General features: G+C 66.2%; 9 protein-coding genes. 8 read left to right on the forward strand and 1 reads right to left on the reverse strand.

The genetic code is table 11. The annotated features are described in order from the left end of the window. The first annotated feature begins 11 nt into the window (after positions 1-11). Genes ACOGXH_RS15150 through ACOGXH_RS15165 form a run of 4 tightly spaced genes read left to right on the forward strand, consistent with a single transcriptional unit; the run spans position 12 to position 6,614 of the window. On the forward strand, positions 12-2,228 hold the full coding sequence (locus ACOGXH_RS15150) for an MFS transporter (RefSeq protein WP_419929920.1): 2,217 nt from the start codon (positions 12-14) through the stop codon (positions 2,226-2,228). Next, the gene (locus tag ACOGXH_RS15155) at positions 2,225-5,047 is read left to right on the forward strand and encodes an ABC transporter permease subunit (RefSeq protein WP_419929921.1); all 2,823 of its coding nucleotides are present in this window, start codon (positions 2,225-2,227) and stop codon (positions 5,045-5,047) included. The genes ACOGXH_RS15150 and ACOGXH_RS15155 overlap by 4 nt, the downstream gene beginning before the upstream one ends. Beyond that, positions 5,044-5,625: a TetR/AcrR family transcriptional regulator gene (locus ACOGXH_RS15160; protein WP_419929922.1), complete on the forward strand. Its 582-nt coding sequence runs from the start codon at positions 5,044-5,046 to the stop codon at positions 5,623-5,625. Before ACOGXH_RS15155 ends, ACOGXH_RS15160 begins: the two co-directional genes overlap by 4 nt. Continuing rightward, the gene (locus tag ACOGXH_RS15165; RefSeq protein WP_419929923.1) at positions 5,622-6,614 is read left to right on the forward strand and encodes an endo-1,4-beta-xylanase; all 993 of its coding nucleotides are present in this window, start codon (positions 5,622-5,624) and stop codon (positions 6,612-6,614) included. Before ACOGXH_RS15160 ends, ACOGXH_RS15165 begins: the two co-directional genes overlap by 4 nt. A 13-nt stretch (positions 6,615-6,627) precedes the next feature. On the opposite strand, the gene ACOGXH_RS15170 is transcribed toward ACOGXH_RS15165, so the two are convergent. Continuing rightward, on the reverse strand, positions 6,628-7,419 hold the full coding sequence (locus ACOGXH_RS15170; RefSeq protein ID WP_419929924.1) for a phytanoyl-CoA dioxygenase family protein: 792 nt from the start codon (positions 7,417-7,419) through the stop codon (positions 6,628-6,630). Positions 7,420-7,506: 87 nt separating this feature from the next. Between ACOGXH_RS15170 and ACOGXH_RS15175 the strand changes: the two genes are divergently transcribed. From ACOGXH_RS15175 to ACOGXH_RS15190, 4 genes are read left to right on the forward strand one after another with little or no spacing between them, the layout of a single operon-like run. After that, positions 7,507-8,304: an SRPBCC family protein gene (locus ACOGXH_RS15175; RefSeq protein ID WP_419929925.1), complete on the forward strand. Its 798-nt coding sequence runs from the start codon at positions 7,507-7,509 to the stop codon at positions 8,302-8,304. Beyond that, positions 8,288-9,067 carry an SDR family oxidoreductase gene (locus tag ACOGXH_RS15180; protein ID WP_419929926.1) on the forward strand — a complete coding sequence of 260 codons (780 nt, stop codon included), beginning with the start codon at positions 8,288-8,290 and terminating at the stop codon, positions 9,065-9,067. Before ACOGXH_RS15175 ends, ACOGXH_RS15180 begins: the two co-directional genes overlap by 17 nt. 15 nt (positions 9,068-9,082) lie before the next feature. Next, positions 9,083-10,525, forward strand: coding sequence for an alpha/beta hydrolase domain-containing protein (locus ACOGXH_RS15185; RefSeq protein ID WP_419929927.1), 1,443 nt, complete (start codon positions 9,083-9,085; stop codon positions 10,523-10,525). Then, positions 10,522-12,096, forward strand: a complete 1,575-nt coding sequence (locus tag ACOGXH_RS15190; protein ID WP_419929928.1) for a sulfatase — start codon at positions 10,522-10,524, stop codon at positions 12,094-12,096. Before ACOGXH_RS15185 ends, ACOGXH_RS15190 begins: the two co-directional genes overlap by 4 nt. Positions 12,097-12,159 lie beyond the last annotated feature (63 nt).

The following is a 12,159-nucleotide window of genomic DNA, read 5'->3' on the forward strand; positions in this document are numbered from 1 at the left end:
CATAGCAGCAGATGACCGAGTCGTCGGGCGATCGCCGCAGCTTCGCCGACTTCAGCCGGGCGCTGCTCGACGAAGAGGCGGCCCGGGAGGCGATTGAGGCCGATCAACTCGAGGTCCGCGCTGACGAGGACCTCCCCGGAGTCGGCGAAGAAGCGATGACGCTGCGCCAGGCGGTGGCCACCGGCGGCGTCGGCGTGCTGGCCGTTTTGGGAACCCTGGATGCGGTCGATGCCTTCCAGCTGGCCATCCCCAGCCTCCTCGGTCCCGAAATCCAAGACTCATTTGGGGTTTCCGACGCTGGTCTGGCGGCGATGGGAGTCGGCGGTCTCATAGCCACCACGCTGTGCGCCATACCCATGGGCAAGCTGGGGGATCGCGTCAACCGCATGCGCCTGGTGGGGCTGGCCACGATCTTCTGGAGCGTGGCCATGTTCACCCGGGGGTTCCAGGCCACCGCTCTGGGATTCTTCATGGTCGGCGTGCTCATGGGGATTGGCACGTCGAACACCTTTCCGGTGCAAGGGGCGGTGCTAGCCGACGCCTACCCCATTTCGGCTCGAGGCCGGATCTACGCGGTAAAGAACGTGCTCGGCCGGGGCGGCGAGCGGATAGCCCCGCTGCTGGTGGGCGGCCTCATGCTGCTGGTGGACGACAATTGGCGCTGGGCCTACTGGGTCTTCGCCTGGCCCACTTTGGCCTTGGGGATCTGGGCGCTGTTCGTTCCCGATCCGCCCCGGGGGCAATTCGAGCAGAAGTCGGTGCTCGGGGAGGTGATGGAGGAAGACGACGACCCGCCCCGGGTTTCGCTGGGGGCGGTTTGGCAGCGCCTGATGGCCATCAAGACGCTGAAGCTGGCGTGGATCTCGTTCAGCATCATCGTGTTCTCGATCATCGGGCAGAGCTTTCTGGTCAACCTGTTCCTCGAAGACCGATGGGGGCTGAGCCCGTTCGAGCGGGCGATGATCGGGTTCGTCCCCGGGATGCTGGCCTTCGCCGCCGCGCCGTGGGCGGCCAAGCGCTACGACGCCCTCTACCGGGAGAGCCCAGCTCGGGCGCTGGCCTGGGTGGGCGCTCTGTTCTTTCCCATCGCGGTGGCCATTCCCATCCAATTCTTCATGCCCCATCCCGTGCTGTTCGCCGCGGTGGGCATCGTGCCCGCGGTGCTGAGCGTGGTCATTTTCGGCATGATCTCCCCGCTGTTGGTGGGGGTCGTCCCCTACCGGCTGCGGGCCCAGTCCACCGCCTTGTCGATCATGGTGATCTTCTTGGGCGGCGGCGTGCTCGGGCCCATCGTGGCCGGGCTGTTGTCGGATGCCACCGACGAGCGCACCGCCATCCTGGTCGTGGCCATCCCGTTCAAGCTGATCGGCGGTGCTCTGTTGATCTGGGGGGCCCGACACATCCGCCACGACCTCTCCCTGGTGGTGGACGAGATCGAGAAGGACCACGCCGACTTGCAGCGACGGCGGGCCCATCCCGATCAGCTGCCGGCCGTCGGCCTGCGGGATGTCGACTTCTCCTACGGGCCGGTACAGGTGCTGTTCGGCGTCAACCTCCACGTGGACCGGGGTGAGACCCTGGCGCTGCTCGGAACCAACGGCGCCGGGAAGTCGACCATCTTGCGGGTGATCAGCGGGCTGGCCGTGCCGTCGCGGGGCATCGTCGCCCACCACGGTCGCGACATCACCCTCACCTCGCCTCAGACCCGAGTAGATCTGGGCATCCAGCAGCTACCCGGAGGAAAAGCGGTGTTTCTGCCGCTGTCCATTGAGGACAACCTGCGCACTGCGGGATGGACCATGCGGCGGGATCGGGCCCAGCTCAATGCCCGCATCGACCATGTGCTGGGGATCTTCCCCGAGTTGGCCGATCGCCTCGACGAGTCCGCCAGCGCGCTCAGCGGCGGGCAGCAGCAGATGCTGGCGTTGGCCATGGTGCTGATGCATGAGCCCGACGTGTTGCTCATCGACGAGCTGTCGCTCGGCCTCGCCCCCGCGGTGATTGGCGAGCTGATAGAGATCGTGGAACGGCTCAAGGCCGAGGGCCAGACCATGATCATCGTGGAGCAGTCGCTCAACATCGCAGCGGCCCTGTCGGATCGAGCGGTGTTCATCGAGAAGGGTCAGGTCCGCTTCGACGGACCGACCGCGGAGCTCGCCGAGCGGGGCGACATCGCCCGGGCCGTCTTCTTGGGCGACGACCGCCCAGAGCCGGAGGACCCGTCGTGATCCTCGCCTTCGAGGTCGGACGGCAGTACATATTCATCGGGGCGGTCAACGGCCTCTCGTACGCCCTGTTGGCCCTCGGCGTCATCCTCATCTACCGGTCGAGCCGGATCATCAACTTCGCGGTGGGCGCCACCGGGGTGCTGGCCAGCCAGGTGCTGGCCCACCTGGTGATCCGCTACGGCGCGCCCTACTGGTTGGGGGTGGTGCTGGCGGTGCTGGGCGGGGCCTTGTTCTTGGGGTTGGCCGAGCTGACCGTAGTACGCCGCCTGTTCACCGCCCCCCGGGTGATCCTGCTGGTGGCCACCATAGGGCTGGCCCAGTTGGCCCAAGCCCTCATCTTCGCCCTGCCCGAGGCGTCGGCCGAGGATAAGCGCCATCGTTTCCCCACGCCTTGGAATCGAGAGTTGGAGTGGTTCGGCATACGGATTGAGGGTGGGGAGTTTGTCTTGTTCGTGGCTTCGACCGCCGCGGTGGTGGCGCTCAGCATCTGGGTGCGGTGGTCGGCGTGGGGTCGTGCCATCCGGGCCACGGCGGCCGATCCCGATCGAGCCCGATTGGCCGGCATCCACCCGGGCCGGGTGTCGACGGTGGTGTGGGCCCTCACCGGAGCATTCGCCGGACTGGTCACGGTGTTCCAGGAAGCCGACTCCATCGGCTCGTTCGTGGCCACTAGTCCCGGTCACGCCACCATGACCCGGGTGTTGGTGGTGGCGGTGTGCGCCTCGTTCGTCTCGTTCAGCGTGGCGGTGTCCACCGGGATAATCCTCGGCATTGTCGAGGCGCTCATCCGGCTCAACTACCCCCTGGATTTGGGACGGTTCGAAGCAGTGCTGCTGCTGGTGGCCATCGTCGGGATCTTTGCCACCACCCGCCGAGGCGCCCCCGACGAAGCCGGCGCCTTCTCATTCAGCCCCCGGATTCGCCCCATACCGGCGCAGTTGCGCCCGATCTGGTGGGTTCGCCACCATTCTCGAATCCTGGCCGCGGTCGGGGTGGCCATTGTGGCGGTGGTGCCGGTTTTCGTCACCACGGCCAGCCGCACCTTCCGCTACAGCGAGATCCTGTTGATGGCGCTGGCCGCGCTCTCCTTGGTGGTGCTGGTGGGCTGGAGCGGTCAGATCTCTTTGGGACAAGGTGCGTTCGCCGGCCTGGGCGCTTTGACCACCACCGCTTTGGCGAGGGGGAACGATGTCGGTCTCGGGGTGGCCGGGTTAGACGTGGTGGTGCCCATGCCTGAGCTGCACTTCTTGTGGGCTGCGGTGTGGGGCACAGCCGTGGCCGCCGCCGCGTCGGTGGTTGTCGGCATCGGCGCGCTCCGGGCCCGGGGACTGCTGCTGGCCGTGGTCACCCTGGCGTTCGCGGTGGCGGCGGAGAAGTTCTTCTTCACCCGGCCGTTCCTCAGCGGGGGCAGCCAAACCTCCGCTCTCTTGGAACGAGCCCATATCGGGCCCATCGACCTGGCCCCCCAGCGAACCTATTTCTATCTGGCCCTGATCGGCTTGGTGCTGGGGGTGGGGTTCACCGCCCACCTGCGTCGCACCGGCATCGGCCGCCGGATCGTGGCCACCAGGGAGAACCCGTCGGCCGCGGCAGCGGCCACCGTGTGGCCCACCGGTTCGAAGGTGCTGGCCTTCGCCTTGGGCGGCGGATTGGCCGGGTTCGCCGGGGCGCTGTTGGCCGGGCTCTACTCGACGGTGCTGTTCTCGTTCTTCTCGGTGGACACCTCGTTCAAGGTGGTGGCCATTGCGGTGATCGGCGGCATCGGCTCGGTGATCGGCCCAGTGCTGGGCTCGCTGTGGGTGATCGGGCTTCCCGCCTTCTGGCCCGACTCGGCTCTGATCCCGGTGCTGACCAGCAGCTTGGGAATCCTGGTGCTGTTGATGTACGCGCCGGGGGGCTTCGTGCAGCTCTGGTACCTGGCCCGGGACTCGTTTCTCAGCTGGTTCGCCCAGCGGCATCCGGCGCCCTCGGTACGAGTTCGCGATATTCCCGCACCGGCTTCGATCCCGTCGCCGCCGTCGAACGTCGCGCTGGCCACTAACGAGCTCTCCGTACGCTACGGCCCCCGGGTGGCGGTAGACCGGGTGAGCCTCGAAGTGGGCCACGGGGAGATCGTGGGACTGATCGGGACCAACGGCGCGGGCAAGACCTCGTTCATGAACGGGGTGGGCGGGCTAGTCCCGGCCAACGGGCGAGTGGAGATCTACGGGACCGATGTGAGCCGGCTGGCCGCTCATCGCCGCCACCGGCATCACCTGGGTCGGGCCTTTCAGGCCGCCACCCTGTTCCCCGATCTCACCGTGCGCGAGACGGTGCAGGTGGCGCTGGAGCGGCGCATTCCCACTCGGTTCTGGCCCGCAGCCCTGGCTCTGCCTCCGGGTGATCGCCGCGAAAGGCGACAGATCAGCGCGGCTGACGACCTGATCGGTTTCTTCGGCCTCGGCGACTATGCCGACAAGTTTGTGGCCGAGCTGTCCACTGGCACCCGGCGGATCGTGGAACTTGCCTGCCTGGTGGCGGGCGGAGCCCGCCTGCTCTGTCTCGACGAGCCCACCGCCGGGGTCGCCCAGCGGGAGGCTGAGGCCCTGGTGCCGCTGTTGCACGGAGTGCGCCGGGAGCTCGACGCATCGGTGCTGTTGATCGAGCACGACATGCCCCTGGTGATGTCCATCAGCGACCGGATCTACTGCCTGGACGCCGGGGAGGTGATCGCCCAGGGGACCCCGGCCGCAGTGCGCGACGACCCCCGGGTGGTGACCAGCTACCTGGGCACTGACACCCGGGCCATCGCCCGTTCGGATGCAGGAGGTGAGACATGAGCTCAGTGTTCGCCGATCCCCCGCTCACCCCCAAGGCCGAGGCCACCCGGGCCCGGCTGCTGGAGGTGGCCGCCGAAGTGTTCGTCGAGCGGGGCTACGCCGCGGTCTCGCTGCGGGACATTGCGGTGGCTGCCGGGGTCACCAAGGGGGCGATCTACGGGCACTTCCGCTCGAAGGGCCAGCTGCTGGTGGAGGTGATCCGCACGCAATTGGCCGAGCGCGATGCCCAGTTCGACGCCCAAGCCGCGGTCGAGCGGCCGATGGAGACGTTCTTCCAGTTCATCAACCCGGACAGCCGCCACCTTCGGCTCTTGCAGATCGACGCCGCCGCGGCGGCCCGCCATGATCCCGACGTTGCTGCCGGGGTCGCGGAGATCTTCTCAGCCCGCAACACCTGGATCCTCGACACCCTCCGCCGCCTCGACGCCCCCGAGGTGGTGCTTTACGTCATCAACGCCCTGTCGGCGGGCGTCGGGGTGCAGGAAGCCCACGGCCGGCCCGCCCCCGACCCCGAGCTGTGGTCCAAGACCGTGGCCCGAATGTTCGGGGTCACCAAATCGTCAAGGCAGGCGCCATGAGCTTGCGGGATCTGGCCGCAGCCGGTGGTGTTCGGGTCGGGGCTGCGGTCAACGACCAGATCTTCGGCTCCGGTGACGAGCACTACCGGTCGCTGTTGGCCGACGAGTTCAACTCGGTGACCGCGGAGCGGGCCATGAAGTGGTCATGGATCCATCCCGAGCCCGACCGCTGGGACTGGAAGGCTAGTGACGAGCTGGTTGAGTTTGCGGAGGCTCACCAGATGCAGGTGCGCGGCCACACCGTGGTTTGGCCCCATTGGGGCACGCCTGACTACATCACCCAATGCGCCGACGCGGACGCTCTTCGCCAACACCTTGTCGACCACGTCCATGAGCTGTTCTCGCATTGGGCAGGCTCGGTGGCCCGAGTGGATGTGGTCAATGAGCCGCTGCACTGGCTGGAGGGCCGCCCCGCCGACTCCGTCTGGCGCTCCCTGCTGGGCGAGGACTATCTGGCCGAGGTACTGACCGTGGCCCATCAAGCCGATTCCAACATCGAACTGTGGATCAATGAGACCCACACCGAGGTGATCCCCGACAAACACGACCTGTTCACCCGGATCGTGGCCGACTTGGTTGAGCGGGATCTGCCCCTCCACGGCATCGGCATCCAGGGCCACCAGCTCTATCCCGACTTCTCCCCGGGTCCTCCCGATCCAGATCAGCTCTACCGGGGGGTGACCACCTTCTCCGACATGGGGCTGGAGGTGGCCGTCACCGAGATGGACGTCTTGGCCCATCCGACCGACCCCGCCCGCCTCGACGTGCAGGGCCGGATCTACGGCGAGCTAGTCGACGCCGCGCTGTCGGTCGACGCCTGTCAGGAGGTCACATTCTGGGGATTGAGCGACGCCCATTCGTGGGTGGACGAGCACTTCGGGCCCGATCGCGCCCCCCTGCTGTTCGACCGAGAGGGCCATCCGAAGCCGGCCTACGACGCGGTGACCGCGGCGTTCGCGTCCCGAGCCCGCCGCACGCCCGTCGGTTGATCGCGCCTGGCGCTCAGAACTCGATGGGCACCGGGTCGGTGGAAGCCTGCACCGGCTGACCATCCCGCAGCACTTCAGTCCAATCCTGGTTGAAGGCGAGGAATCCCTCTGAGCAAGCCGCGGCGTAGTGGTACACCATGGCTGCCCGCATCCCATCGGTGAGGTTGTCGGTTGACCGATGCCGCAGGTGGGAGTGGAACACCAAGAGATCGCCCGGTTCCATGAGGACCACCTGTTCGTTGTCGGTGGCTGCGTCGACAATCTCGACGTAGGCCAAACCGGCGCCTTCCCGGGTGTCGGGCACGGCATCGTGTATCGGCTCGGTATGGGAGCCGGGAACGATCCACAGCGGCCCGTTGTCCGGGGTGGCCGCGGTGCAGGCCAGCCACACCCCCACCTGGGGCAAGGGGGTCATGCGGAAGTAGTAGTCGTCTTGGTGCCAGGGCTGGCCGAGGGTGCCGGGATGTTTGAATATGAACTGGGACAAGAAACAGTCCACGTCGGGACCGATGAGATCGCCCACCATCGACAGCAACCGGGGGTCGGTGGCGAACTGGTGGAACACCGGCTCGGCCCGCATGACCCGGAAGATCTTGGAGACTCCAACCTCTGGAGTGGGGGGGTTCTCCTTCGTCTTGTCGGGGGTGATGAACAGATCGGGCCGTTGCTCACCGGCAGCGTCGGCCCGGGCGATCTCGATTATCCGGTCGATCATGGCGTCGGCGATCACCCGGTCGGCGAACCCCCGCTCAATGAAGAACCCGTTCTCCTCCCAGCTCGCCCGCTGCGCCTCAGTCAACCCCATCGCCAGAAATATACCAACGGTCGATTCTGTGGGCAGTGGCCAGGTCGACCTAAGCCATTCTCAGCCCAAGTGTCTAGGGTTTGGGCCATGGTTGAAGAGCGCTCGATTGAGTTGGAAGTTGAGGTAGCGGGCATGCCCGAGGAGGTGTGGCGGGCGGTGGCCACGGGGCCGGGGATCTCCTCTTGGTATGTGCCCCATACGGTGGAGGAACGAGCCGGGGGTGCGGCCATGGCTTCGTTTGGACCAGGGCCGGAGATGCAAATTCCCGGTCGGGTGGCGGTGTGGGAGCCGCCTCGGCGAATTTGCTTCGACGGCGGTGAGGGTGTGGACGGACTGGAGTTCGAATGGACTGTGGAGCCCGCAGGCGAAGACCGGTGTGTGGTGCGGCTGGTGAACTCCGGCTTCGGCGAAGGCAACGAGTGGGACGCCCAATATGACGCCATGGTTGAGGGCTGGGGACTGTTCATGTCCAACCTCGGGCTGCACTTGGAGCACTTCGGAGGGCAGACGGCCGTCTCGGTGCTGCCCACCGCCATGGGAACCAGCTCCCGAGATGAGCAATGGGCCGAGCTCACAACCGCACTGGGTATCCCGTCGGCCCCGAAAGTGGGCGAACGGATCGAAGCCAACTCGCCCGATGCTCCCCCGCTGGCCGGCACGGTGGTGGAAGCCGGACCGTACCGGATTGCCCTTCTGCTTGATGAGCCCGCACCGGGCACCGCCTTTGTGGCGGTGGAGTCATTTGGCGAGCACGCCGGCACTTCGGTCTGGCTATACCTATACGGGTCCGACGGAGCTGAGGCCGCCGAGCGGGATGGACCCCTTTGGCAGGATTGGCTGACTGGTGCCCTTGGTAAAGGAGGAGCAGATGGAAGCACTGAGTGAACGCAAGATCCTGGTGGTAGGGGCCTCGTCGGGCCTGGGCCGAGCAACCGCCATCGAGCTTCAGCGCAATGGCGCCAATGTGGTGTTCGCTGCCCGGCGCCGCCAAGCACTCGAAGAAGCGGTAGCCGAGGCCGGAGGCGGCCATGTGGTGGTCATCGACGCCCTCGACCCTTCCAGCATCGAGCAGGGAGTAGCCGACGCGGTTGACGCGCTCGGTGGCCTCGACGGCATCGTCTATACCTCGGGCATGTCGCCCATGGCGCCGATGGCCGAGTTGACTCAAGAGGACTGGCAGGCGGTGTTCGGAGTCAACACGTTCGGACCGAACCTGATAATCAAGGCCGCCCTGCCCCATCTCAGCGAGGACGCAGTGGTGGCCGCGGTGTCTTCCGACTCCACTGAGATGCCCCGCCACTCGTTGGTTCCCTATGCCGCCTCCAAGCGAGCTCTAGAGGCGACCATGGAAGGTTGGCGCACTGAGTCACTGGGGACTCGCCGATTCGTCACCGTCATTCTCGGGCCCACCATGCCCACCGAATTCGCCAATTCGTTCACCCCAGAGGCATTCGAAGCGGCCATCCCCCACTGGCAGCGCCAAGGGTTCCGCACCGGAATCATGAACGGCCATGAAGTGGCCCACGGACTGGTCTCTTGCTTCGCGGCACTGTTCGCCGCCCCCACCTTCGGGATCGAGTCGCTCTTGCTGCGATCTCCCGAACCCGAAGTGGCCAACCAGTTCTCCCCTAATGTCGAGCAGCAATAGTCCGGGCACGCCGAGGTGACCACACCAACGCCAATCGCCATCGAGGAGCTTCCCGGCACCCCTCCGGTGCTGATCCCCCGCAACTTCGACCTCGAGCAGCTGGGCTACCTGGAAGCCGAGTTTGAAGCCCGCGGCCAGTCCCAGTCGTACCGGGCAGTTGGTGAGCAGCCCCGAAACGGGCAGATTGCCGCCGAGCCGGAGGAGTCTGCGCCATTCATAACTCGGCTGCTGGTGCGACGCCCGGCGGCCGAGGCCAATTTCAGCGGCACTGTGGTGGTGGAGTGGCTGAACGTGTCGGGGGGCATCGACGCCTCCCCTCACTGGGACTTCCTGCACCGCCACATCATCCGAAGGGGCGATGCCTGGGTGGGAGTCTCGGCTCAAAAGGCCGGCATCGACGGTGGCGGCATCACCGACGGCATCCATCTCAAGCTGTACAAACCGCAGCGCTATGGGCATCTGTCCCATCCCGGCGACGCCTTCAGCTACGACATCTTCACCCAGGTGGGCCAAGCCCTGCGCCAAAGCGGCTCGCCGCTCTTGGGCGATCTGGTACCAGTACGGCTGTTAGCGGCAGGCGAGTCGCAGTCGGCGGCGTTTCTGTCCACCTACGTAAACGCCATCGATCCGCTAGTGCAGACCTTCGACGGCTTCTTCCTCCTCGGGCGACCCGGAGTGCGAACGGACTTGTCCGGCACCTTCGGCCCTCGGGTGCTCGACGATCGGTACGACGTCATGACTCACTGCCCGGAGCAAATCCGCGCCGACGTCCGGGTACCAGTGCTGCTGATGAGCAGCGAGAGCGACGTGACCGTGCTGCGCAACGCAGCGATTGAGCAACCCGACAGCGCGAACGTCCGGGTTTGGGAATTGCCGGGTGCCTCCCATGCCGACACCTATCTGCTGGTGGCATCGCGAGATGATGGCGGTCAATTGGAACCCTTGGAAATGGCCCGAATGCTCGAACCGATCACCGAGCTGGTGATCACGACCACGGACAATCCCATCAACTCCGCACCCCATCAGCACTATGTGGCTCAAGCCGCCCTTGAGCACCTTGACCGCTGGGCGGGCGGTGGTGGGCCACCACCCGCCGCCCCCCGATTGGCTTTGGGTGAGGGCGGCACCAATTGCAGACGCGACGAGCTCGGCAATGCTCTTGGCGGCATCCGCAACCCATGGGTGGACATTCCCCTTCGAGTGCTGTCCGGGGAAGGCCAAACGGGACAGGGCCTTGCCTACCTGTTCGGCACCACTTTCCCCTTAGGACCGGGGGCAATTTCCCGCCTCTATCCAGGGGGTCGCGACGATTACGTATCGGCGTTCACCGCCGCCCTCGACCAGACCATCGCCGCCGGATTCATCCTGGAAGTCGATCGGGAGGAGATCATCGCGGTGGCCGCGGAGACCTACAACTTGGTCAGCCCTTCAGAGGGCACGAAGGAAGGCAGCCAGTGAGCAAACCGTCGAACGTCGCGGTAATCCTGCTGGATTCGCTCAACCGGCACATGCTGGGGTGCTACGACGGCACAGAGTTCGAGACGCCGAACTTGGATCGATTTGCGGCTGAGCGGGCCACCCGCTTCACCCGCCATGTGACGGGATCACTGCCCTGCATGCCGGCGCGCCACGACATCTTGTGCGGGGCTTTGGACTTTCTGTGGAAGCCGTGGGGGTCGATTGAGCTGTGGGAAGAGCCAATCACCCGGGTGCTGCGCCGAAAAGGGGTCACCACCGCGCTGGTGTCCGATCACCCCCACCTGTTTGAAGTGGGCGGGGAGAACTACCACACCGATTTCCACGCCTGGGACTACCTGCGGGGTCACAAGGGCGATCCGTGGCGCACCTTCCACGACCCCTCCTGGATCGGTACCCCGGCCATGCCCGCCCGGCGGAGCAACTGGTGGTACTCCCGGGTGTTCGGGTTCCCGGAGAAGGCCAACGAGTACGACCGGTCCCGAACTTTTTTCCGGACCGAGGACGACTACCCCGGCCCCCAGACGATGAGCGCCGCAGCCCGGTTCCTGGCCGAGGACACCTCCCACCACGACCGGTGGTTCCTGTTCGTGGACGAATTCGATCCCCACGAGCCATTCGACACCCCCGAACCGTGGGCCGGGCGCTACCACGAGGAGGTGTGGGACGAGGAGTGGATCCTCATGCCCCCCTACGCCGACGGCGCCCTCACCACCGGCGATCTCTCCGAGCGGGAGGCTCGTCACGTGAGGGCCAACTACGGAGCCAAGCTGTCGATGATCGACCACTGGTTCGGACGCATCCTTGACCGATTCGACGAGCAGGGGCTGTGGGACGACACCGCGCTGGTGGTGTGTACCGACCACGGCCACTATTTCGGCGACGTTCGGGAGGGTCGGGACATCTGGGGCAAGCCGGGGGTGCCGACCTATGAGCCCCTGGCCCACACGCCGCTTCTCATCCACTGGCCGGGCCAGCCCGGTGGCGGGGTGTGCGACGCGTTGACCACCAACGTGGACATCTTCGCCACCGTGGCCGACGTGTTCGACGCCGAGGTGATGCAGCCCACCCACGGCCAATCAATGGCGCCGCTGCTCACTGGCGAGGCCGACTCCATTCGGGAATGGGCGCTGGGCGGCTACTACAGCCTGTGGGTGCAAGTGACCGACGGCACCCGGAAGTACGCCCGGGGATCAGTAGACGACAACTTCCCCCTGTCGATGTGGTCCAACCGGTGGTCCACCATGCCCCTGGGCATGGAGGGGGTGGCCGAATTGCCGATGCCCGACGACCGAGCCTGGCTGGACACGATGCCCGGGTCGGAGATCCCGGTGATCCGCCAGCCCTTCCAACCCGGCGACATGCTCCCGTTCTGGGCCAGCGCCGGCAACTGCGTCGACCGGCACTTCCTGTTCGACCTCGATGTCGACCCCGACGAGCAGGAGAACCGCAGCACCGAATCGTGCGCGAGCGAAATGCTCGACCTGCTCCACACCGCGCTTGTCGAAGTGTCCGCCCCCGACGACCAACTGGCCCGCTTGGGGATGGTTTAGCTCAGCACCCGCTGGAGCACGCTTGTGACGTTCTTGGTGGGGCATTGGTAAAGTTAATGGACT

The organism is Candidatus Poriferisocius sp., from assembly GCF_965208355.1.
In the GTDB taxonomy this organism is placed as follows: Bacteria; Actinomycetota; Acidimicrobiia; order Acidimicrobiales; family Bin134; genus Poriferisocius.

Coding starts and splice junctions, on each gene's coding strand:
- ACOGXH_RS15170 (WP_419929924.1), bottom strand. CDS start 7,419: ATGGGGTTGACTGAGGCGCAGCGGGCGAGCTGGGAGGAGAACGGGTTC.
- ACOGXH_RS15165 (WP_419929923.1), top strand. CDS start 5,622: ATGAGCTTGCGGGATCTGGCCGCAGCCGGTGGTGTTCGGGTCGGGGCT.
- ACOGXH_RS15150 (WP_419929920.1), top strand. CDS start 12: ATGACCGAGTCGTCGGGCGATCGCCGCAGCTTCGCCGACTTCAGCCGG.
- ACOGXH_RS15160 (WP_419929922.1), top strand. CDS start 5,044: ATGAGCTCAGTGTTCGCCGATCCCCCGCTCACCCCCAAGGCCGAGGCC.
- ACOGXH_RS15180 (WP_419929926.1), top strand. CDS start 8,288: ATGGAAGCACTGAGTGAACGCAAGATCCTGGTGGTAGGGGCCTCGTCG.
- ACOGXH_RS15175 (WP_419929925.1), top strand. CDS start 7,507: ATGGTTGAAGAGCGCTCGATTGAGTTGGAAGTTGAGGTAGCGGGCATG.